Below are 23,561 nucleotides of genomic sequence, written 5' to 3'. Positions count from 1 at the left end.
AAAGAGATCCCTTTCAGTTTACCTGAAAGGGATCTCTTACTGTCTATCAAGCAGCCTCCTCATATCATCGGGCATGGGGCACTCCAAGCTCATCCATTTTTTCATAATCGGATGGAAAAAGTGCAGTCTTTTACAATGAAGGGCCTGTCTGCCTATCAGTTTAATACTTCCGCCATATAAGTCATCTCCCGCAAGAGGATGTCCTAAGAAAGAAAGGTGAACTCGGATCTGATGGGTCCTTCCTGTTTCAAGTTTCAATTCCAGTTGCGCAAATTCAGGGAACTGCTTCTCCACCCTGTAATTAGTCAGGGCATATTGTCCATCCGACCGCACTTCTCTTTCAATAATGCTGTCGGATTTCCTTCCGATCGGTTCTTCTACCGACCCCGATCCCTTCATAACCCCTTCTGCAAAGGCCTCATATGTCCGATTGATCTCCCTTTCCTTCTGCTGAAGGCTGAAGAGATGATGAACGTGGCGGTGTTTTGCCACGAGTACCAGTCCAGACGTGTCTTTATCCAATCGGGTAACGATGTGTACCGTTGAGGCGAGGTCCATTCGATTGAAATATCCTAATAGTGCATTTGCAAGACTTCCTGTCGGCTCTTCTTTCGTGGGGATCGTTTTCATCCCCCACGGTTTGTCCACAACGAGCACATCATCATCTTCGTAAACGATTGAGAGGGGGATCTTTTCTGCCACCAACGTTTCACTTGTTCTTTCTACAGGAAATCTCACCTCAAGAAGATCCCCTGTAGTAAGTGGATGCCGGACATTTTCTTCTTTTCCATTGATGGTGATCCTTCCTCCGTCAAACTTGACTGCCGTCAATGTACGCTTTGACAATTGCTGATCGATCAGAAAATCTCTCATCGGCATCCCTTCATAGGTTGAAGGGATGCACCATTTTAGCGTATATCCCTTCACCTTACCATTCTCCTTTATTCATCCGCTACAAATGAATCATGCACCCGTTTCCAGAACGGGAAAGGACGAAAGCGTGCAAAGCGGATTTTCTCATCTGCGACACGATACTGAATGCTTTTAACGTCTTTATGAAGGAGGGAGAGATGATCAATCGTGACCAGGAAGTCCGGTCCATTCACAGGCTTCAGCATGCATGTATGATGTGCAGGTAAAATAAGGGGCGATCCTATTGTACGGAACACCCGATTATTGATGGAAGCCATTTCAGCGAATTGGATGGCGGGTAAGGACGGGTGAATGATTGCCCCTCCCAGCGCCTTATTATATGCCGTACTGCCTGAAGGAGTGGACAGACATAATCCGTCGCCCCTGAACCGTTCAAAATGCTGTCCCCGGATTTCCACATCAATGACCAGGGTACCTTCGACGCTCTTGACCGTTGATTCATTCAATGCAAGATAGCGTGTTTCCTTTCCACCATGCTGATAACGGATAATCGTTTCCAACAGTGGATATTCAATGATCTGATAGGGTGTCTTGGCGATGGCAATGACAAGTTTCTCGATTTCTTCCGGCACCCAGTCTGCATAAAAGCCGAGGTGACCCGTATGTACACCCACAAAGGCCGTCTTATCAAGCCTTGATCTATAGCGGTGAAACGCATATAGCAGTGTACCGTCCCCACCGACTGAAATGACGATATCGGGTTGATCATCATCATAGGTCAAGTTGAAATCCTGGAGATATGTTCTCATTTTATGCATCAGTGTATTGGACTTGGAATCACCTTTTGATGTAATAGCGAACTTCATTCATTTACCCCCTGCTGTTTAGGTTCCGAGCCACGCTGGTCTTTTTCCTTTTTGTTTGTGAAAATGACCTGGGCTTCCTGGATTTCTTCACGAATCAAACTCATTTCTTCATCCAGCCTGAATGCCGCTTCGGCAGCACTTTGCAAACGGTGACGGATCTGATCAGGAATTTGGCCACTGTACTTATAATTCAACGAATGTTCAATCGTAGCCCAGAAATTCATCGAAAGCGTACGGATTTGAATTTCCACCAGGATGTTCTTTTCACCGTGGATCGTTTGTACCGGATAGTCGATGACGACATGATAAGAACGGTAGCCGCTTTGTTTCTTGTGGGTCACATAGTCCCGTTCTTCAATAATCGTAAAGTCCTTGCGTCCCCGGAGCTTTTCCACCACCACATGGATATCCTCTACAAATTGACACATCATCCTTAGTCCTGCGATGTCCTGCAATTCTGTTCCAATGTTGGATAGCTTGATTCCTTTTTGATTTGCTTTATCAAGGATACTCGCAATCGGTTTAACTCTGCCAGTTACGAATTCAATGGGAGAATGAGTGTTATGAAGTTCATATTCTCCCCTCATCCCCTTAAGCTTAATCTTTAATTCATCAACCGCCTGCTTGTAGGGAGCCAAAAATTGTTCCCAGTGATTCATTCCCCTCACCTCTAAACGCCTACTTTTCAAGAAATACGTTCTCTACCTTATTAACCATTTCGTCACCGTAGTTCCCGTTTCCTTCTATATTATCTATGAGATACTCAAGCTCTTCTATGAATTGAGTTAATTCCAGTGAATCTTTTTCACTTTTTGCCACTACTGCCGCTTTTTCATGAAGGGCTTTTTTTATTTCCGGCCAGATTGACTCTTCCAAATATAAGTATACATATTCCTCTTCATTTTCAGCTAAGTATACGAAAGCATAGCGATCGGAATCTGCAATGATTTGACCTGCCGCCGTTGTACCTTTTAAGAGCTCCGACTGGTCCGTATGTAAATATAATGTCCCTTTTTCATAAGTTGTGTGGTTAAATTGAACAATTTTCCTCATGCTTTTCTTCATCCTTCCATTAAACAATCAGTATCATTTTAACATAAGAAAACCATTTCATCTAAATATTGAAGTTCCCTTTTATTAAAGAGATAATAGAGGAAGTATGCAAGGAAAGGATGCTTGTAATGGCACAGGAAATTGAAATTGAGTTTAAGAATCTTGTAACAGAAGAAGAATTCAACCGATTGACTTCACATTTTCATATAAAGGAGGAAGATTTCATTTCTCAGGATAATCATTATTTCGATACACAAGATTATCAGTTAAAGGAGATGCAGTCTGCCCTCCGGATCCGCGAGAAAAACGGGACGTATACGTTGACGTTAAAGACCCCTTTGAAAGAAGATCTCCTGGAGACGAATCAACCCTTATCCAAAGACCAATCGTATTCCCTTTTACATGATGGGCTATTCCCGGAAGGTGAAGTCAGAGATGTGCTGAACTCCCTTTCCATCTCTTATGAGTCCCTGCAACACTTCGGGACACTCTCAACCAGCAGGGTTGAAATCCCTTACAGGGATGGTCTCCTTGTTTTCGACCATAGTTCTTACCTGCAAAAGGAAGACTATGAGCTCGAATATGAAGTGAAAGAACGTACATCAGGCGAAGTTATATTCCTGGAATTACTCGACCAGCATCAGATCCCACTTCGTCAGACAGATAATAAAATCAAACGTTTTTACTTGGAGAAATTAAAACAGGATCGATCATGACCGATATAGAATAGGAATAAGCGTTTTATTAAAGAGGAGTCAAATATATGAATGTCCAACAGTTGAGAACGATGATGGAGCTTCAAGCCTTGAACAGTCTCGGGTCCGTATCTTCTTTCCAGGATACAACCGGTCAATCGAATGATTTATTTCAACAATTATTAACAAGTGCCCTACAACCAAGCCAACAAAATATAGATTGGAATCAAACACTTGGAGCCGTCAATGGAGCCCTCCTGACCCAATCCGGCAGTTCGGTCCCTATAGGCATCAATCCCCTTTCGGCTCTAAACAAGTCGAACTGGAATGCCCCGGAGGAGATCGATGAAATCATCAGCCGGGCAGCGGATCACTATGCCATTCCAAAAAAATTGATTCAAGCCGTCATTAAACAGGAGTCCAATTTCAATCCGGATGCCGTCAGCCCTGCAGGCGCCACCGGATTGATGCAGCTCATGCCGAGCACCGCACGAGGACTTGGGGTCAACAATGTATTCGATCCGGAAGAGAATGTTTTTGCCGGTACAAAATATTTAAAGCAAATGCTCGATAAGTACAATGGAGACATCCACCTTGCACTGGCTGCCTACAATGCAGGTCCCGGAAACGTTGATAAATACAACGGTATTCCACCGTTCAAAGAAACCACTTCCTATGTAAAAAAAGTGACGGATCGCTATTTTGCCTAACGATCCCGTCCTCATTCAAAAAGCAGGCCTCATTGCAGGCCCGCTTTTTTTATAGTCTCTATAATAGTATTCTTTATTGCTAAAGTAGCAAGTGGTGGTTGATTTCCGCTGCATGTGCTCGCTTTCCGCGGGGCTGGCGGTGAGCCTCCTCGTCTTCAATCAACTTTATGGGAATGAGGGGCTAATCAACCAGCATATCCATCGATAAAATATCTTTTTGAACCGAGTGATAATAAGATCCATATTTATTAATGTTTTTACTAGTAAGCTCTGTCACGGTATCACTTCAAGATGGTGAGGGGAACGGCGTAGACTCCTGCGGAAAAACGGGCGTGCCGAGACCCCGGAAGCGAAGCTGAGGAGGCTCGGCCGTTCGTCCGCCGGAAAGCGAAGCCGTTCCCCTCACCATCTACCACACTTACTCATAGACAGAGCTTTCGCAGTTGCTATGTAAGAAAAAAATTTTGTGTGAATAGAGCTTTTTCAAATCACACAGATGGTCCAATCGACCCTGATTGACTCTTCAGCCCTATTTCCCACTATTTCATGGGATTTGGGAATAGAGTGACAAAAGCGGGCTACACTAATTTAGGAATAATCAGTTGATGTAAGGCGATTTGTTTGAGATATGAAAGAATGCTTGCTAGAATGAACATACAATCTAAGGAAAAAGGAGTCATTCTTATGGTCGAGAAACCACAAATGCCTTATAATCTTATCGGCGAAAAGAAACTCTCCATGCTCGTTGAAGCCTTTTATAATAGAGTATCAAATCATCCTGAGTTATCACCGATCTTTCCGGATGATTTAACCGAGACAGCTCGTAAACAGAAACAATTCCTAACTCAATATTTAGGTGGACCGGCTCTTTATACAGAAGAACACGGACACCCCATGCTGCGTGCAAGGCACCTCCCCTTTCCCATCACAGAGTCACGGGCTAAGGCTTGGTTAAGTTGTATGCATGATGCAATGGATGAGGTCAACCTAGAGGGTCCTGTAAGGGATGACTTTTTTCACAAACTTGTATTAACCGCCCATCATATGGTAAATACTGAAACACCCAAGGGTTCTTCCATTGACTAGAACAACTAGCTGGCATCACCTGAAAGGGTGTGGGCGTGACAAGAAACCTCTGGAAATATATATGTTTGTTGACCCTCTTTGCCCGGAATGCTGGGCTCTTGAACCAATCTTAAAGAAATTGCACATTGAGTATGGACAATACTTCCGGATCCGCTATATTCTAAGCGGACAGCTCGCCTCATTGAACCTGGCGACAAAACGGAAGAAGGAAGATCTGGCACAGCAATGGGATAAAACAGCGAGTCGCTCCGGTATGTCCTGTGACGGGAGCCTGTGGATTGAGAATCCGATTGATTCACCCTATCTCGCTTCATTCGCCATTAAAGCGGCAGAACTTCAAGGAAAGCACTCAGGGATTCGCTTTTTACGTTTTTTACAAGAACGATTATTTCTTCAGAAACAAGACATCTCCAATATCGAGGTACTGAAGGAATGCGCACAGGCAGCCAAGCTTGATCTCACGGAATTCATGAACGATATCAACTCTTCTTCCGCATCCAAAGCTTTTCAATGTGATGTCAAAATCACGTCTGAAATGGAAGTTGAGGAAATTCCGACACTTGTCTTCTTCAATGAGAATATTGAAGATGAGGGACTAAAGATTACAGGATTGTATTCCTATGAGGTATACGTACACATCATTGAAGAAATGCTTGCGACAAAGCCGGAAAAACAGCCATTGCCTCCACTGGATGTATTCATGAAGTATTATCGGGTTGTCGCATCGAAGGAAATAGCCGTTGTGTACGATTTATCGGTAGAAGAAGTAGAGAAACAAATGAAGAAATGGACACTTCAGCAAAAAGTGAAAAAGCTCCCTGCAAAGCACGGAACCTTTTGGAAATATATCAGTCAATAATTATTTCAATATAATTAAACAGCCTTATAAACAAGAAAAGCCGATGTTGTTTCCAACATCGGTTTTTCAATACGAACAAAGGGGATGGGAGAAATTTTTCACGGTCAAACAAAGGGGTATATGTTTGCTTGTGATCAACTTCACACTGATAATATATCACGTATCCACTTGTATTGGCAAGTTGTTTGTATGGTATTTCACAATATTGTCAAAATCGATTCATGTTCTCCATTTCCCCTTCATATACATGGTAATAAGACAATGCTCGGAGGGAATGACTATGCTCTCAAAAATGAAATATGGGATCCTCCTTCTACTGATCGTGATCAGTTTCTTCATAAATATCCTTGGACTTATGCACCTGGTACCAGTGTATATCACATCCCCCATCCTCTTTCTCTCCCTTCTCCTCTTCTTCCACTCACTGGGAAACCGTAACCGCTTCAGGGGATTCAAATCCATGAAATGAGGGACGGACCTATATAATCAGGTGTCAATAAAAAACACCCCTCCTGAAAGGTTACCTTCAGGAAGGGTGTTTCATTTTGTAATCGTCACTATTTATTGCAATTTTTCAAGCAGTTCTTCCATTTCATTCAGCTTTTCTTCAAAGACCTTACAAGCATCTTCCACCGGTTTGGATGTTGTCACATCCACCCCTGCTTTCTTCAATACTTCAATCGGGTAATCGGAACTTCCAGCTTTAAGGAAATCGATGTAGCGTTCCACTGCAGGCTCGCCTTCTTCCAGGATCTGTTGACTAAGGGCCGTTGCTGCAGAGAAGCCTGTAGCATATTGATATACATAATAATTGTAATAGAAATGGGGGATACGAGCCCATTCCAATCCAATCTCTTCATCAATCGAAATGTCTTCCCCGAAATACTTCTTATTCAACTCATAATACTGTTTGGTGAGGAACTCCGAAGTCAGCGCTTCTCCTTCCTGGGCTTTCTTATGGATAAGATGCTCGAATTCAGCAAACATCGTCTGACGGAAAACAGTCCCTCTGAATCCTTCAAGATAATGATTCAACAGGTACAATCTTTTCTTCTCATCATCGATCGTATTTAACAGATAATCATTTAATAATGCTTCATTGCAAGTGGAAGCGACTTCTGCCACAAAGATGGAATAATGACCGTACGTGTAAGGTTGGGAACTGCGCGTATAGTAACTATGGACACTGTGACCGAATTCATGGGCCAGTGTGAACAGATTGTTTACATTATCCTGCCAATTCATGAGGATATAAGGATTGGTACCGTATGCCCCGGATGAGTAGGCACCACTTCTCTTTCCTTTATTTTCGACCACGTCCACCCAGCGATTCTCAAATCCTTCTTTCAGTACATTGGCATACTCCTCACCCAGTGGCTTTAGTCCGTCGAGGATCATGCTCTGTGCTTCGTCATAGCTTATGTCCATTTTGACTTCCTTCACGAGTGGGGTATACAAATCATACATATGAACCTCATCCAGACCCAGCACTTTCTTACGAAGCTTGACATAACGCTGAAGGAGATGAAGGTTTTTATTCACCGTAGCGACAAGGTTATCATACACTTCTTCAGGAATATTGTTATTGGATAATGCCGCATGTCTCGCCGAATCGTAATGCCTGACGTTTGCGACGAAATTATCTTTCTTCACCGCTCCGCTTAACGTTGAGGCGAATGTGTTTTCAAATTTCCCGTACGTTTCATAGACCTTTTTAAAGGCTTCTTCCCGGACACGGCGATCGCTGCTCTCCAGGAATCGGATAAAACGACCGTGTGTGATATCCACTTCTTCCCCATTTTCATCTTTGATGCTCGGAAACTCAAGGTCTGCGTTATTCAACATGCCGAATGTATTGCTTGCAGCACTGAACACTTCAGACGCCTGGGCCAAAAGTGCTTCTTCTTCAGCGGAGAGAACATGCGGACGCTGAAGATTGATTTCCTCTAAAGCATGCTTATACTTTTTCAGTTCATCCTTCTCTTCAAGGAAACCATTCAGCTTCTCTTCGTCAATCGATAGAACTTCCGGTACCAAATAAGCAAACTTACTCCCTAACTGTGTATAAAGACTTTTGGCACGGTCATCAAGACCCTGATAATAGGAATTGGTCGTATCCTGGTCATAGCGCATATGAGAATATGTATACACCTTACCCATACGTTCCATTATTTCATCCTGGAAGGCAAATGCTTTATAAAGCTGATCTGCACTATCACCCAGTGTTCCCTTAAATTCGTCTGCCCTCTTTGTCATTCCTTGGATTTCTTTATATTCTTTCTCCCACGCATCATCACTTTCGAAAATATCTTCCAATCTCCACGTTAACGTTTCATCTACCTCTTTTCTTCCAGGCAGACTTTTAGTAGCTGTATCTTTTGACATATACATCCTCCATTCTGAAATCTACAGAAAATTCCTTATAGTTACATTCTCTCTCATCTACCATTTTCCTGCAACAATACAATCTTTCTTACAGCTTTTTTAATATATGCTTCCATCTAGGAAAAAAATCATGTTTATGCTGTTCGTAGGCTGAAAAATGATCCGGGCAGCTCCAGGGCTCAGTGAGTTGATACATATCATTTATTTTCCTGAGAACCTGCAACTCTTCAAGTAAACGTAAATACCCGCTTGCGATTCTCTTTATCTCTTCATCGATTTTTAGGAGAGGAAGGGAACGCAGCTCGATATGGCCTTTTGCAATTCTTCTATCCAGCACCCTGCACACATTTTCCTCTGAAATCGCATCCCCTTTCAAACAATCTTTCCATACGTAATATTGCCATTCCACTTCGTGATTTCTGATATGAATGCCATGGGGAATGACAGGGATGCCAATATACAGGGGCAAATATAAAAACGTATCCCCTTCGCCGTACACTTCCCTTAAAAACACATCTGTTCTTGCTTTATTATAGTGAATTTTGTTGTATATCCATTTCGTTCTAAAATCGTACCAATGGGATAAAAAGGCGGGATGAAGAACGGAAACATTCGGAATGGAAGGAGGAAGTGTGAACTCCGAAACGGGGATGATGATGGGTGCTGCACTCATAAATGCCGTGGCGGAAACCGGAAGGAGATGAGGGTAGAGTTGAAAGATGCTTCTATCAGGAAGAAAATGAAGGATAAAATAATCCAGATGTGGAGAGTATCGGATGAATGCTTGTTGGAAGGTCGTTAGACTCAGGAGCTTCTTCGACTTAAGGGGCTGTGTCAGGATCCATAAGGGGGTGATCCCCTGTCGATGATAACCATATGTGCGTCGCACTATTTCAGAAATCGGTATGCTTGAACACTGAATCTCGATGGCGATCTCTGCCGTATCTGTTTTCACATAAATATCCGCGACTTGCTTAAGCCCTTTAATGGAATGTTCGAGACTCACCCTTGTATAGAGGGAGCTGATCCTGTCGTATAATAACTGCTTACTTAATAGATGTTGCGGGGTCTCCCCCCTTACTAACTCGCAATCTGCATGGGAGATATGGGCAAAATGGGGTATGTTGCGGCTACCGATTTTCATTGTCAACGGTGAAGAACAATGGGGACAGATAAATGAGGCACCTTTCTTTCTTAACCCTCTTAATTCCTCCCTGGAATAATGGATGGTGGTAAATGCTTGCCGGTTGAGTAATGCTGTTAACATAGAACACCTCCTTTTGTTACCATTCGACATAAATAGTAAAAATCCTGCATAAACAAAGCCCTCAAGCAAAAAGTGCTTGAGGGCTTCACTCTATAACAAAGGAGACATCAGGCGGGAAGTGGATTCCAAGATCCTGTATCCCAGATGCCGCTTCTGAAATTCTTCCAGCTGCAATTCTTCCGATTCCTCCAAGTCATGTAAATATTCTTTTACAATAGAGGAAGTGCTTTCTGTTTTATACAAAAACGCATTCACTTCAAAATTCAAGTGAAAACTTCTCATATCCATATTCGATGTTCCGATTGAAGCCATTTCTTCATCTACAATCACGATTTTACTATGCATGAACCCTTTTTGATACTCAAATATTCTGGCCCCGGCTTCCAGAAGATCTGGGAAATAAGAGCGGGAAGCATGGAATACAATCCGTTTATCCGGTTTATGAGGAACCAGAAGTCTCACATCCACACCACTTAAAGCGGCAATCTTCAAAGCTGAGAAAATATCTTCATCAGGAACGAAATAAGGGGATGCCACCCACACACTCTTTTTCGCCGAGGTGATCATCGAGAAGAATATATTCTTCAAAACGCTCAATTCATTATCGGGTCCCCCCGCAATCATCTGAACTCCGCCGTCGTTCGCATTTTCAAGTGGATCAGGACTTAAATATCCGGGTGTCAGGAAATCATCGTTCGTCATATAATACCAATCCTGCAGAAAAATCAACTGCAGGGTCCGAACCCCTTCTCCCCTTACAAACAGGTGAGTGTCCCTCCAGAAACCGAAGTGTGGATTCTTACCTAAATATTCATCCCCAATATTGAGTCCTCCCACAAATCCGATACTCCCATCGATGACAATGATTTTACGGTGATTCCGAAAGTTAAATTTATTATTCAGCACCGGAATCTTAACAGGTCCGAACGCAACGACTTCTACACCTGCATTTTTTAAATCATTTATATAATCCTTTGATAGTTGCCAGGCACCGACAGCATCGTAAAGGAAGCGTATTTTGACTCCATCATTGGCCCGTTCAATAAGGATATCCTTAATCTGGTTACCGATTTCGTCATGACGCACAATATAATATTCCATATGGATATGATGCTTTGCGGTCTTTAACCACGTCAGAATTTCACCGAACGTTTCGTTACCATTGGTCAACAGTTTTGTTTCGGTGGAAAAGGATATGGCACTATTCCCGATTCTTTGCGCTAACTGAAAATGCTTTTCTTGAAATAAGCCAAACATATCTGCGTTTATTTCTTTTGGACCTGGCTCGAATTTATTATAGGTTTCCTGATCCAAAATGTACTTCTTTTTATACATTTTCTCTTTTCTGTAATTCCGCCCAAATAATAAGTAAAAAATGAAGCCTAAAAACGGGAATGCCCCCAAAACCACGAGCCATGTCAAGGTTTGGGCCGGATGACGATTTTCAAAGAAAATAAGAAACCCAATGACAACGACGGAAAATGTGAAGACAATACTAAAATACTTCACCATTCCTGAAAGATACTGATCAAAATAAAAAATATAACTTAATACAAGGACAGCACAAAATAAGAGGACCCTTACCGTATTCTTCATATGTAGTAACACCTTCCACCGGCTTAATGTTTCAAAAATAGAAAACCCTTATACAAAGTGTGGATATAAAAAATACCGATTTCTATATGAAACCGGTATTGATCCTTACGAAAAGTGTTCACTTAACGTCTCAAAGACATGGTCATGGATGACCACTTTGCCATACTCTTCAAGGCGATGAACGGTCATTCTTGATTCATCGGCATATTCAAGCAGAATACTTAACGTATTATCGATATCTTCTTCTGAAAAGTGTTCTTCAGAAAATTTAACATAAATAAAATATTTATCTTCGAATGCAAGCAGCTTTGTTTCTAAATGTTCCATAGGCATGTCTTTCAACCGATGGGATAGAGAAATCGCATCTTCGAAATCATTGAATTTCAACGTGAAGTCCAAAACTACTTCAGCTTCCCCATCCTGATCCTGCTTGATTTGGAAATGCTGATCCAATAGTTCCTCTATACGCTCATCGACAGGAAGTTCCTTGAGCTTATCCTCTGGAATAGGAAGCTCGAATCGCTGACCATCCTTAGAAACCTGAGCTCTTGTAACAAGGACTTCAAGCCCTTTATCTAACGCCTGAACCTGAATCCAAAGCGGTCCTTCAATTCCGAAATCTTCTTCCTGATGAACTTCATCCATCATTTCCCAGAAGAGTTCTTCACTCCGTTCTCGGTTATACCAGATTTCTTCACGGTCAAATCCGCGATCTTCTATATCCCCATAAGAAATATAGAACTTGACTGTATTTTCGTTTATGCGTTCGATTTCCAATTAACACCTCTCCCTTCTTGCATGATGTTAGTGAAGGGACTACACCCTCTGAGCAAAACGCTCTATTGCTGGTGAAGATTGAAGATACATTTAGATTAGTTTGTACCTTGTACTTCTATTTTATGATAAAACCTCAGAAAATGGAATTAAACTAACACCCATTTTTTTCTCACAAATCCCTCTAGGCGTTTTTGACATTTTAGCGGATATTTGCAGAAAATTCAAGTGATAAAACTTATTCTAAAATAAAGAGACTGACCCGAAAGGAGACGCAACGTTCCTTAAAGGGTCAGCCCCTTTTACTTATATATTCCCCTACTTGGAAAAGAGTACTTTAGTTTACCATTCTTTGAGCTTCAAGAAGCTGGAATGTCCGAACCTTTCTTGGTAGGAAACGTCTGATCTCATCTTCGTTGTATCCAACCTGAAGGCGCTTTTCATCAAGGATGATCGGGCGTCGCAGCAGTCCGGGATTTTTTTGAATCAATTCGAACAGTTCTTGAAGTGGTAAAGTTTCCAGGTCAACATTAAGCTTCTGGAATGTTTTAGAACGGGTTGAAATGATCTCATCTGTTCCATCCTCAGTCATGCGAAGGATTTCTTTGATTTCATCAATGCTTAATGGTTCAGAAAAAACGTTGCGTTCGGTATATGGAATCTCATGCTCTTCTAACCAAGCTTTTGCCTTGCGACAAGATGTACAACTAGGTGAAGTGAATAATGTAACCACGAATCATTCACACTCCCTTTAGGAATTTTTATAATATAGAGTATTTTATTTAAACGCCGTTAATTAAAATTAGTTTAAATAAGAAATCTCTATTATGTATTATACATGAATTACTGCCCTATGAACATAGTTTTAACTAATTTGTCAAATTTCCTGTACAGAGGTTTAACAAAGCTATAAATTCTGTTTCTATTATGGGTTTACCCGGTACACTCTTAGCTTAAACATGATATTGTATATTTCCATTTTTTCATTTAGAAAACCTTATTGCGAATAGGCAATAAGGTTTTCTTTCGTTTAAAGATCTTTTAATACGTCCCCATCGCGATCTTCGTCCTTCTTTAACACTTCGTCAACGGGTTGATAAGATGCACCGTAAAATTTGTGGTCATTATACGTATGAATGAGCTCATATGTTTTTTTCATGGAATTGAAGATAAGGTCTTCGGATTCATGTTGAGGGGCCCAGTATAGGATTTCCATTTCATTTATTTCGTTTGTAGCAAGTGAACGGCGGGCATACCCAATACTGACGGCGTGTTCGAATCCTTCACGTTTGTAGAATTTCAAGCGCTTCTCAGTGTCAGTGTCATCATAGTCCACTGGTTCGACTTCCAAAATGATGGCTTTCTTCTTTTCTTTCAACTTATCGAGTAATTTATGGCCCAGGCCCTGTCCACGGGCATCCTTTGAGACGAAGAGATAATCGATGAAGATAAAGTCTTCAAGTTCGGCGTACATAAGTACATGGTGCGGCCCTTCATCTTTGTGATAGATGTCGCTTCTTTCTTTTAACAGTGATTCAAGATGTTCTTTTGATTTCATTTCCTCTACAGGGAAATATTGATTTAATTTTTCATACCAGTGCATGGATCTACTCCTTCATTTGAATTTTTGAGTGACATTGACTAACGGGATACCATTATCATTCTCAGAAAAAATAGGTTTATGTTAGATGTTAGTCTTATCCGTGGGATAATCGTACGGAATCACAGGCTGTACTGCCCATGAAGAGGAAGATGTGGTTGAAAGCGGTTAATCTTACCAATACTTTAATGATAACAATATTTCAACGCTTTTTCAAATGAGAAGCAATGTTTCGGTGCCGGTTTCTCCTTTTAAAAAAAGACTGACCTGCACGTTCCAGAGGTCAGTCTCTTCTATTAAGGAGTGTAGTCGACGCCTTCCGTATAGGAATTACCTGCATCCCACAGAAGGAATTCATTGATTCCTTGATCATTCAACGCCTTGATCTGCGCCTCTACTTCTGCTTTTCCATAAGATTTATAGTTTCCGCTGCCAAGCCAGGAAGCGGTGAAATCCTGAAGCCATGGTCTTGAGACCGGCTTATTTTTCAGTTCGGCTATTTTCGCTTTCTCCACCTTCGAGTATTCTGTTACCAGTTCGTACGGCTGTAGATCCGGTTTGGCAATTCCGAAGTAAGGTGTCCAATGACTAGGATAGATCATGGATGAAATGACATCCACATGTTCAGATATCTTCGAGAAATTCTGACCGATACCAGGTGCCTCTGGAAGGGTTGCCGTATAACCGAAGATATCAACGGATACTTTCACACCATATGGTTCCAGCTTCTTATGGGCATATTCCACAAAATCAGTGACGGCATGAACACGTTTCTGTACATTATCACTGTCTTCCTTGGCATATTCCCCTCCATTATAGATGAGTTCATCATCACGCTTCTCAAATCCTTCAGGGAATCGGACGTAATCGAACTGGATTTCCTGAAAGCCCATTTTTGCTGCTTCAATGGCGATGCCTACATTATAATCCCATACTTCTTTGAGGAATGGGTTGACAAAGGAGTCCCCTCCACCATTTGACCAAACTTTATCCCCGTCCTTAAATGACAAGTCAGGGCGTTGATTTGCAAGAACCGTATCCTTGAATACAACGACACGTGCAATCGGATAGATGTTCTTTTCTTCCAGGGTCTTTAACATCGCTTTGGGATCTTTGATATACGGCTGACCCACCTTGGCATAAGGGGAAGACGCTTCCGGTTCATATGTTACATTCCCTACGTCATCTTTAATATCAATGACCATGGCATTAAGATCTGTAGTATCCATTAATTTTGTAAGTGTATCAAAACGGGCTCCCCCAGCTGAATGTGCTGTAACGTATACCCCTCTTACCGCATCCGGATACTCGAAGCTCAGTCCTGAATCATAGACAAATCGTGGTACCGGGCTTGTAATCTCCTTTTTGCTCATCGCAAATGTTCTCTTCTCATGTTTCACCGGACCATCCTCAGCGGCACTTGCTGACTGGAAGGGCAAGACGCACATTGTGGCTACACATAAAGATGTCGCTACCTTACTCCATTTCAAAATGAACCTCTCCTCTATTAAGTATGCTATCTAGTAAATTATGTAACTCCTTATACTATTCTAACAAGGAAATAACTTGAAAGAAAAGGGTTAATCCACCTAGTCTGTCGAAATTTCCAAGGAAATGAATATTCTTCAATATATAGTATGAATCACATCAGGATTTAGACGTTATCAACGGAAAAAGCTCCCTTCATCGAAGGGAGCTTTTATCATCCTCTTAGCTTTTATACGATGCTTGATATTGCGCAAATTCTTTCTCTGAGCAGTAAACGAAATGTCCAGGTACCACTTCACGCATTTCAAGATTATCATCCTCTGTATAGTTATGAACAGAAGGATTGTACTCTTTTCTTCTGCGGGTGCGCTCATACTCGGGATCCGGTAACGGTATCGCAGATAGAAGCGATTGAGTATATGGATGAAGCGGATTTTTGTACAGGGCGTCACTTGTAGTCAATTCAACAAGCTTTCCATAATACATAACACCAATCCGGTCACTGATATACTTTACCATGGATAAATCATGGGCAATGAATAAGTAAGTTAATCCTTTTTCCTTTTGAAGTTCCTGCATAAGATTGACGACCTGAGCCTGAATCGAAACGTCAAGGGCTGAAATCGGCTCATCGGCAATGATGAAATCAGGATCCACAGCCAGTGCACGGGCAATCCCGATACGCTGACGTTGTCCACCTGAGAATTCATGTGGATAACGGCCTGCATGCTCTTTGTTCAGACCCACAGTTTCCAGTAGCTCATGAACCTTCTTCAAACGTTCTTCCTTGGATGAAGCCAATCCATGAATATCAATACCTTCAGCAATGATATCGGCTACCTTCATGCGGGGATTCAGACTCGCATAAGGATCCTGGAAGATCATTTGCATTTTACGGTTGAATTTCTTTAATTGAGAGCGTGACTTCTTCCCATGAACATCCTCACCGTTAAAGAGAACCTGACCGTCCGTCGCATCATAAAGACGGATGATCGTACGGCCTGTCGTAGATTTACCACAACCCGATTCTCCAACAAGTCCAAGGGTTTCCCCTTTATAAATATCAAAGCTGATATCATCGACTGCCTTAACCATATTCGGTTTTCCCGGGTTGAAGTATTGCTTTAAGTTCTTAATTTCTAGTAATTTTTTTGTCATTATGAACGAACCCCCTCAACAAGTACCGGCTCTCTATAATTTGAAGGCATCAGTCTTTGCCTAACTTTCACTGCTTCCGGCGGCTCAACCTGTGGAGCGCTCGGATGTAACAACCATGATTTCACGTAGTGAGTGTCAGATACTTGGTAATATGGCGGTTCCTGCTCGAAATCCACTTTCAATGCATATTCACTTCGGAGGGCGAATGCATCTCCTTTTGGTGGATTCAATAGATCCGGTGGAGTACCTGGAATCGCTACAAGCTCCTGCTCCCCTTCTGTTTCCGTTGTCGGCATCGAACCGATCAATCCCCACGTATACGGGTGACGAGGATCGTAGAATATTTCATCGACGGTTCCCGTTTCTACGATTTGACCACCGTACATGACCGCTACGCGATCTGCCACATTCGCAACTACGCCAAGATCATGGGTGATGAAAATGATGGATGTTTCAATTTTATTTTGAAGATCCTTCATCAGCTCAAGGATCTGTGCCTGAATCGTAACATCCAATGCCGTTGTAGGTTCATCGGCAATAAGGATTTTAGGATTACATGCAAGAGCGATGGCGATTACGACACGCTGACGCTGTCCACCCGAGAACTGATGCGGGTATTGCTTAAAGCGGGTTTCCGGGCTCGGAAGACCAACCAGCTTCAGTAATTCAACGGCGCGTTTTTTCGCGTCATTTTTACTCATATTCTGGTGCTTCACGAGTGGTTCCATGATTTGTTTCCCGATTATCATCGTTGGGTTCAGAGACGTCATTGGATCCTGGAAGATCATCGAGATATCTTTCCCACGGATTTTTTGCATATCCTTTTCCGGAAGCTTGGCTAAATCTTTGCCTTCAAAGTGAATCTCTCCGCCCTTGATGAATCCCGGCGGGTTTGGAATCAGTCTCATAAGGGCTTTCGTCGTTACGGACTTACCTGAACCTGATTCCCCAACAATCGCTAATGTTTCACCTTTATCTAAATGGAAATCCACACCCCGTACAGCCTGGACTTCTCCTCCATGCGTATTGAAGGAGACGTGTAGATCTTTCACTTCTAAAATTTTTGACATAGTATTATCTCCCTTCCATTACTTACGCATTTTCGGATCTAGTGCGTCACGCAGTCCATCTGCCATTAAGTTGAAGCTTAGAATGACTAATGAAATGACGGCTGACGGTACAAGCATCATATGTGGGTATGATTGGATAGATCTGTATCCTTCATTAACCAATGATCCCAGAGACGCTTTAGGTGGAGCGATCCCTAATCCGATAAAGCTTAAGAATGCTTCTGTATAAATAGCACCAGGAACCGTGAACATTGTCGTAATGATGACAGGTCCCATTACATTCGGTAGCAGGTGTTTGAAGATCAAACGATTACTGCTTGCTCCTAAAGTACGGGATGCAAGGACAAATTCCTGATTCTTTAATTGTAGGACTTGTCCACGGACAATCCTTGACATACCGACCCAGCCGGTTATGACCATCGCCATCGTAATGGAGAAAATACCCGGTTCAAATATCAGGATGAAAAGGATGACTACGATTAGATTAGGTATCCCTACCAAAATTTCAACGATACGCTGCATTACGTCATCGACTCTTCCACCATAGTAAGCGGAAATCCCACCGTATGAAATCCCGATTAGGAAATCAATGACTGCGGCAAGTATCCCGATGTATAAAGAGACGCGTGTTCCGTTCCATGTACGTGTCCATAAGTCACGTCCGAGGTCATCTGTACCAAACCAGTAATTCTCTTTGATTTGTCTCGATTCATAAACATCAAAGCCGTCAGCATCTTTTCCGTCAAACGGAAGCCAACTGATCCCTGAAAGCGCTTCAATTTTCGGAGGCAGCTTTGCATGACGGATATTTTGATCACTGAATTTATATTCATTCATTCCAGGACCGAATATGGCAAAGAATACGATAATTACAGTGATAATGATTCCTACAAGTGCGCCTTTATTCTTGCGCAAGCGAATCCATGAGTCCTGCCAGAAATTCAAGCTTGGACGTGATATTTTTTCTGCCTCGTCCCCACTAGCCTTTTGGAGTTGGAAGAGGTCTGGACTAAGTTGCTCTAATTTCTTTTTGTTTGCTTCCATTATTTCTTCCCTCCAGCTAAGCGGATACGCGGATCAATGATTCCATATAGAATATCTACCAAGAAAATAACACCAATAAATAATGCACTAAAGAATAGTGTAATACCCATAATGACTGTGTAATCGTTTGTATTGATTGATAATACGAATTGTTCCCCTAAGCCAGGAACCGCAAAAATCCGTTCTACAACCAGGGATCCAGTCATAACTGCTACTGTCATAGGTCCAAGAATAGTAACAATTGGAATCATGGCATTTCTAACTCCATGCTTCACGATGGTACCCGTCTTCGAAATACCTTTGGCAGTTGCTAGTAAAATATAATCAGAGTTTAGAATCTCTAACATTTCTGTTCTCATAAAACGGGCAATGGTAGCTACCACACCGACTGTAAGTGCTAGTGTAGGAAGAATGGTATGCTTATATTCGCCCCAAAGTGCTACAGGAAGCCATTCGAGTTTGACCCCTACATAATATTGTAATAGTGCTGCAAATACAAAGGACGGAATCGAGATTCCCAATACAGCCATGAAAGTAGATCCATAGTCTAACCAAGTATTGTGTTTAATTGCAGCAATGATACCTACTAACAGTCCTATAAATGTTCCTAATACCATGGCTTGAAATCCTAAAAGTGAGGAAGGTCCAATACGAGTGCCAAGAATTTGAGTAACCGGGCGATTATCATATTGGAAGGATAACCCCAAATCCCCTTTAGCCAGCCCAACCATATAGTTGATATATTGTTCCGGCAGCGGGTCGTTGAGACCATATTTATCCAGGATGATTTGTTGTTGTTCCGGAGACAGCCTTTCTGTGTTTTGCAGTGGAGATCCAGGCAGGAGCTTCATCAGAAAGAAAGTGGCGGTTGCAATGATAAGCAAAGTGATGATCATATAGACGATACGTTGAATTGTATATCTGACCATTCTTTAGCCCCCCTTTTTTATCTTATTTTTTCTACATTTTTTATTATAGCTATTTTCGACAAATTTTCAATGTATTTTTACTTTTTTGATAATTATCGACATTCACTGGAAAAGGAGAGCATATGCTCATGCATACGCTCTCCCTTTAAAGGTGTGTCTACTGAGTTAATACTTACTCAATTGAAGCCCATTTGTATGAATTATCTGCGCCAAATGAATGACGTAGAACATTCTTAACATACGGACGCTCTAGATAAGAAACGCCTTTTTGATACATTGGACTGATCGCTTGATCATCGAAAAGAATCTTTTCAGCGTCAATCATTGCCTGCCAGCGTGCATCTAAATCATCAAGAAGTTCACCTTTAGCTTGCTCGATTTTCTTGTCATATTCAGCATTTGAGTAACCCATTTGGTTATGAGCACCGTCTGTCACGAACATGTCAACGAACGTCATCGGATCTGGATAGTCAGGACCCCAACCAGCAAACGAGAAGTCATATTGACCTTTAGTTTCTAGTTCAAGCTTTTGCTTGAATGGTTGAGCTTTGATCTTAACCGTTAATCCTTCTAGGTTTTGCTCAAGTTGTTCTTTTAAGAATTCACCGATTTTCTTAGAGCTGTCAGAGTCATAGTTTAATAGTTCTAATTCAATAGAATCTTTACCTAACTCTTCTTTTGCCTTAGCCCAGTAGTCTGCAGCTTTTTTAGCGTCGAATCCACCGAAATCGCCTACAGCTTCACGGTATTCAGTTCCATCAGGACCTGTTACGAAGTCTTTTGGTACTAGGTAGTAAGCAGGGATCGATCCGTTGTTAAGTAATACATCAACCATACCTTGCTTGTCATAAGCAGCATCGATTGCTTTACGAGCGTTAACATTTTTCAATACTTCATTACCTTGGTTTAAACGTAAGAAGTATACGGATGTAGCAGCTCTTGTTTTGAAGTTCTCATCAGATTTGTACTTGTCAACGAATTCAGCTGAAAGACCAGCGATATCCGCTTTGTTTGTTTCATAAAGGTTTACACCAGTAGCAGTATCCTTAACGATGTTGAAGTTAACTTCTTTCAACTTCACAGTTTCTGCATCCCAGTAGTCTTCGTTTTTAGAAAGTTTGAAGCTTTGCTCATGCTTCCACTCAGAAAGAGTGAATGGTCCGTTATACACAACCGTGTCAGCTTCAAGACCGAACTTGTCGCCTTGCTCTTCCACGAATTTTTGATTTTGAGGATAGAATGTTGCGAAAGAAAGTAAAGCTTTGAAATATGGTACCGGAGTTTCAAGCTGAACTTCTAATGTTTTGTCATCAGTTGCTTTAACACCTAATTCATCAACTGGTAGGTCACCAGCATTTACTTTAGCAGCGTTTTTGATATCGTACATGATGTACGCATACTCTGCACCAGTGTCAGGGTTTAAAGCTTTTTTCCAAGCGTAAACGAAGTCATTAGCCGTAACGGGGTCTCCATTTGACCATTTCGCATCACGGATCTTGAACGTGTAAGTTTTTCCATCTTCACTTACTTGTGGTTCTTCAGCAGCCATACCAAGAACTGCTTCATCATTTTCACCTAAACGGTAAAGGCCTTCTAATACGTTGTTCATTACGTTGAATGAAACAGCGTCAGTTGCCAGTGTAGAGTCCATTGATGGGATCTCTGAACCCTCGATAAGATTAAGTACTTGTTCTTTCTTTTCGTCAGAACCGCCTGCACCTGATCCTTCCTCATTGCCCTCAGTCTTCTTGTCGCCGCCACAAGCAGCCAAGAAAGTACTTAGAGCCAGAAGAAGAACCAGCAAGAATGAAAACTTTTTCTTCATCTTGAAATTGACCTCCTCGTAAATCTCATATTTATTTATCTTCTAATTTTCAGAAGATTTGTTACTTATTATACATGATAGAGAAATTATTGCAATATGAATTTAACAGTTTTTTTGCTAAATTATCAGATTAGTAGGTATATTGTTGTCTAAACCCTGTTACATCAACGTTTTTTCTAAATATTTTAGAGAGTTTGTCCCATTACAATTGTTACAATCATAAATTTCATCCATGTAAAATCATTCTGCATAGTGGATATTATTTCTTCTTCCGACACCCCCCTTCTATTATAAATATTAAAACATCAGACTAAATATAAATAATAGAATTAATACTTATTTCTCCCTCTATCATTATTGGAAATCAGATACCGTTCGTATGTACGCCCTGCATGGATGTCTGTTTTCTTACCTCAAACAATAACGAAAGAATTGAATATATATGAATGATAATTGAATTATTCTTCTCCCTTCATGTATACTTTGGTTAAAAACATCTTAAGGAGCATTATGAAACGAATGAAATTGTTCAACATACTTACCTTTCTTATTTTTATCATTGCCATGGTTGTGGCTTCATTGCAGGAAAAAGATCTATTTCTTTCTATTATAGACAGTTTGTTTGTCATCGGGATTGCCTATATCAGTATCGGTGCCCTCCTTTATATTTTTGGAAAGGGATTTTTCAACGGGATCGTGTACGCTCTTAAAAGATTTCGCCATAGCACGAAACAAGGAAAGTATATATCCCAGTTCGATGACCTGGATGAGATGAAAGAAGCTCACGAGGAATATGGTGTACAACGTTCCTACTCCATTACGAAATCCTTTTTATTGACCGGAGGACTCGCATTCGTCCTTTCGATTATCATGACCTACCTTCTGTACACTTGAATTCACCCTTTTTTTCTCATATAATATCTACATATGAATGAAAGTATAAGCATGGATGAAGAGTAGTACTTTTCAGGGTGAGTCAAAGAGAGCTTGTGGGTGGTGCGAACAAGTATTCATTCGAAAAGGAATGGACTTCGGAGCTTTATGTGTGAAACGGAGTAGCACATAACGGGATTACCTTACGTTAAAGAGGTTCCATGCACGTCATGGACTAAGGTGGCTCTAACGGGCACTTAGGGTGGCACCGCGGAAATCATCCCATTCGTCCCTATTTTTCATAGGACGGGTGGGTTTTTATTTTGTGTAAAACTAGGAGGAAATGAAATGAAGACAATATTTAGTGGCATTCAGCCGAGTGGGACGATCACCCTCGGTAATTACATCGGAGCGATGAAGCAATTCACCGAGCTTCAGGAAGAATATAATTGTTACTTCTGTGTGGTTGACCAGCACGCGATCACAGTGGCTCAGGATAAAATGGAGCTGCGTAAAAACATCCGCAGTCTTGCCGCCCTGTATATCGCTTGTGGCATCGATCCGGAGAAATCCACATTATTCATTCAATCGGAAGTTCCTGCACACGCACAGGCAGGATGGATCCTGCAGTGTGTGACCTATATCGGGGAGCTTGAAAGAATGACTCAATTCAAAGATAAATCTCATGGCAAAGAGGCCGTTTCAGCAGGATTATTAACGTACCCACCGCTTATGGCGGCTGACATCCTGTTATATGGAACAGATCTTGTTCCCGTCGGGGAGGATCAGAAACAGCATCTGGAACTGACCAGGAACCTGGCGGAACGCTTCAACAATAAATACAATGATATCTTTACTGTACCCGAAGTAAGAATCCCCAAAGTCGGTGCCCGGGTTATGTCCCTTCAGGACCCGTTGAAGAAGATGAGTAAATCCGATTCGAACCAGAAAGCGTTCATTACACTCCTTGACGATCCTAAACAGATCGAGAAGAAAATCAAGAGTGCCGTAACCGATTCAGATGGCATTGTGAAATATGATAAAGAAAGCAAGCCCGGCGTGTCTAACCTCCTTTCGATCTATTCGATTCTTGAAGGTACTTCTATAGAAGAACTCGAACAGAAATATGAAGGGAAAGGATACGGGGACTTCAAAAGCGACTTGGCACAAGTGGTCATAAACGCCATCAAGCCGGTACAGGACCGCTACTATGAATTGATCGATTCAGAGGAATTGGATGATATCCTTGATCGCGGTGCAGAAAAGGCAAACTTCGCAGCAAACAAAATGCTGAAGAAGATGGAAAAGGCCATGGGACTGGGAAGAAAAGAGAGAAAGAGGAAATAAACAGAAAGGCCAGAGACTGCTTCCGCGGTGTCTGGCCTTTTTCCTGCCGGCATACAAAAAAAC

The 23,561-nt window shown here is 41.7% G+C and carries 23 protein-coding genes and 1 other annotated feature; of the genes, 7 read left to right on the top strand and 16 right to left on the bottom strand.

Going from position 1 to position 23,561, the window contains the following annotated elements; translation table 11 throughout:
* Nucleotides 1-36 precede the first annotated feature (36 nt).
* From M1J35_RS10690 to M1J35_RS10675, 4 genes are read right to left on the bottom strand one after another with little or no spacing between them, the layout of a single operon-like run.
* A complete protein-coding gene (locus M1J35_RS10690; RefSeq protein ID WP_254653603.1) occupies nt 37-927 on the bottom strand; it encodes an RluA family pseudouridine synthase in 891 nt (296 codons plus the stop codon).
* Nucleotides 928-941: 14 nt separating this feature from the next.
* Complete coding sequence (locus tag M1J35_RS10685; RefSeq protein WP_254653602.1) at nt 942-1,739, bottom strand: NAD kinase; 798 nt, start codon at nt 1,737-1,739, stop codon at nt 942-944.
* Nucleotides 1,736-2,398: a GTP diphosphokinase gene (locus tag M1J35_RS10680; protein WP_224520443.1), complete on the bottom strand. Its 663-nt coding sequence runs from the start codon at nt 2,396-2,398 to the stop codon at nt 1,736-1,738. The genes M1J35_RS10685 and M1J35_RS10680 overlap by 4 nt, the downstream gene beginning before the upstream one ends.
* A 19-nt stretch (nt 2,399-2,417) precedes the next feature.
* Entirely contained in the window at nt 2,418-2,792 is a 375-nt protein-coding gene (locus M1J35_RS10675) for a UPF0738 family protein (protein ID WP_224520444.1), read from the bottom strand.
* Nucleotides 2,793-2,920: 128 nt separating this feature from the next.
* Here M1J35_RS10675 and M1J35_RS10670 point away from each other — a divergent pair, with 128 nt between their 5' ends.
* The 5 genes from M1J35_RS10670 (at nt 2,921) to M1J35_RS10650 (ending at nt 6,611) form a co-directional block, all read left to right on the top strand.
* Complete coding sequence (locus M1J35_RS10670; protein ID WP_254653601.1) at nt 2,921-3,508, top strand: CYTH domain-containing protein; 588 nt, start codon at nt 2,921-2,923, stop codon at nt 3,506-3,508.
* Nucleotides 3,509-3,555: 47 nt separating this feature from the next.
* Nucleotides 3,556-4,197 carry a lytic transglycosylase domain-containing protein gene (locus M1J35_RS10665; RefSeq protein ID WP_254653600.1) on the top strand — a complete coding sequence of 214 codons (642 nt, stop codon included), beginning with the start codon at nt 3,556-3,558 and terminating at the stop codon, nt 4,195-4,197.
* Nucleotides 4,198-4,881: 684 nt separating this feature from the next.
* Nucleotides 4,882-5,283, top strand: a complete 402-nt coding sequence (locus M1J35_RS10660) for a globin domain-containing protein (RefSeq protein ID WP_254653736.1) — start codon at nt 4,882-4,884, stop codon at nt 5,281-5,283.
* Nucleotides 5,276-6,142, top strand: a complete 867-nt coding sequence (locus M1J35_RS10655) for a ClpXP adapter SpxH family protein (RefSeq protein WP_051758461.1) — start codon at nt 5,276-5,278, stop codon at nt 6,140-6,142. The genes M1J35_RS10660 and M1J35_RS10655 overlap by 8 nt, the downstream gene beginning before the upstream one ends.
* Nucleotides 6,143-6,422: 280 nt before the next feature.
* Nucleotides 6,423-6,611 carry a hypothetical protein gene (locus M1J35_RS10650; protein ID WP_061810837.1) on the top strand — a complete coding sequence of 63 codons (189 nt, stop codon included), beginning with the start codon at nt 6,423-6,425 and terminating at the stop codon, nt 6,609-6,611.
* A gap of 92 nt (nt 6,612-6,703) precedes the next feature.
* Here the strand turns inward: M1J35_RS10650 and pepF are convergent, their stop codons facing one another.
* The 12 genes from pepF to M1J35_RS10590 form a co-directional block, all read right to left on the bottom strand.
* Nucleotides 6,704-8,527: an oligoendopeptidase F gene (gene pepF, locus M1J35_RS10645; protein ID WP_254653599.1), complete on the bottom strand. Its 1,824-nt coding sequence runs from the start codon at nt 8,525-8,527 to the stop codon at nt 6,704-6,706.
* An 88-nt stretch (nt 8,528-8,615) separates the two neighbouring features.
* On the bottom strand, nt 8,616-9,794 hold the full coding sequence (locus tag M1J35_RS10640; RefSeq protein ID WP_254653598.1) for a competence protein CoiA: 1,179 nt from the start codon (nt 9,792-9,794) through the stop codon (nt 8,616-8,618).
* A 90-nt stretch (nt 9,795-9,884) separates the two neighbouring features.
* The gene (cls, locus tag M1J35_RS10635; protein ID WP_254653597.1) at nt 9,885-11,390 is read right to left on the bottom strand and encodes a cardiolipin synthase; all 1,506 of its coding nucleotides are present in this window, start codon (nt 11,388-11,390) and stop codon (nt 9,885-9,887) included.
* A 105-nt stretch (nt 11,391-11,495) separates the two neighbouring features.
* Nucleotides 11,496-12,167 (bottom strand): adaptor protein MecA, encoded by a 672-nt coding sequence (gene mecA / locus M1J35_RS10630; protein WP_034763461.1) that lies wholly within the window; start codon nt 12,165-12,167, stop codon nt 11,496-11,498.
* 334 nt (nt 12,168-12,501) lie between these two features.
* Nucleotides 12,502-12,897 carry a transcriptional regulator SpxA gene (gene spxA / locus M1J35_RS10625; protein WP_032089161.1) on the bottom strand — a complete coding sequence of 132 codons (396 nt, stop codon included), beginning with the start codon at nt 12,895-12,897 and terminating at the stop codon, nt 12,502-12,504.
* A gap of 297 nt (nt 12,898-13,194) precedes the next feature.
* Nucleotides 13,195-13,767 carry a GNAT family N-acetyltransferase gene (locus tag M1J35_RS10620; RefSeq protein ID WP_254653596.1) on the bottom strand — a complete coding sequence of 191 codons (573 nt, stop codon included), beginning with the start codon at nt 13,765-13,767 and terminating at the stop codon, nt 13,195-13,197.
* 293 nt (nt 13,768-14,060) lie between these two features.
* Complete coding sequence (locus M1J35_RS10615; RefSeq protein ID WP_371928755.1) at nt 14,061-15,212, bottom strand: putative glycoside hydrolase; 1,152 nt, start codon at nt 15,210-15,212, stop codon at nt 14,061-14,063.
* Nucleotides 15,213-15,474: 262 nt separating this feature from the next.
* On the bottom strand, nt 15,475-16,410 hold the full coding sequence (locus tag M1J35_RS10610) for an ABC transporter ATP-binding protein (RefSeq protein WP_254653594.1): 936 nt from the start codon (nt 16,408-16,410) through the stop codon (nt 15,475-15,477).
* Complete coding sequence (locus M1J35_RS10605) at nt 16,410-17,480, bottom strand: ABC transporter ATP-binding protein (protein ID WP_254653593.1); 1,071 nt, start codon at nt 17,478-17,480, stop codon at nt 16,410-16,412. Before M1J35_RS10605 ends, M1J35_RS10610 begins: the two co-directional genes overlap by 1 nt.
* An 18-nt stretch (nt 17,481-17,498) precedes the next feature.
* On the bottom strand, nt 17,499-18,524 hold the full coding sequence (gene opp3C / locus M1J35_RS10600; protein ID WP_079534585.1) for an oligopeptide ABC transporter permease: 1,026 nt from the start codon (nt 18,522-18,524) through the stop codon (nt 17,499-17,501).
* Nucleotides 18,524-19,453 (bottom strand): oligopeptide ABC transporter permease, encoded by a 930-nt coding sequence (gene opp3b, locus M1J35_RS10595; protein WP_254653592.1) that lies wholly within the window; start codon nt 19,451-19,453, stop codon nt 18,524-18,526. Before opp3b ends, opp3C begins: the two co-directional genes overlap by 1 nt.
* 172 nt (nt 19,454-19,625) lie before the next feature.
* A complete protein-coding gene (locus tag M1J35_RS10590; RefSeq protein ID WP_254653591.1) occupies nt 19,626-21,278 on the bottom strand; it encodes a peptide ABC transporter substrate-binding protein in 1,653 nt (550 codons plus the stop codon).
* A 510-nt stretch (nt 21,279-21,788) separates the two neighbouring features.
* Here M1J35_RS10590 and M1J35_RS10585 point away from each other — a divergent pair.
* Nucleotides 21,789-22,172: a DUF3899 domain-containing protein gene (locus M1J35_RS10585; RefSeq protein ID WP_254653590.1), complete on the top strand. Its 384-nt coding sequence runs from the start codon at nt 21,789-21,791 to the stop codon at nt 22,170-22,172.
* 43 nt (nt 22,173-22,215) lie between these two features.
* Nucleotides 22,216-22,448, top strand: a binding site (T-box leader).
* A gap of 51 nt (nt 22,449-22,499) precedes the next feature.
* On the top strand, nt 22,500-23,498 hold the full coding sequence (trpS, locus tag M1J35_RS10580) for a tryptophan--tRNA ligase (protein WP_034763448.1): 999 nt from the start codon (nt 22,500-22,502) through the stop codon (nt 23,496-23,498).
* Nucleotides 23,499-23,561 lie beyond the last annotated feature (63 nt).

The sequence above is a fragment of the Rossellomorea sp. KS-H15a genome, assembly GCF_024195245.1.
GTDB classification, from domain to species: Bacteria; Bacillota; Bacilli; order Bacillales; family Bacillaceae_B; genus Rossellomorea; species Rossellomorea vietnamensis.
This window is presented reverse-complemented; position numbering and strand designations above follow the sequence as displayed.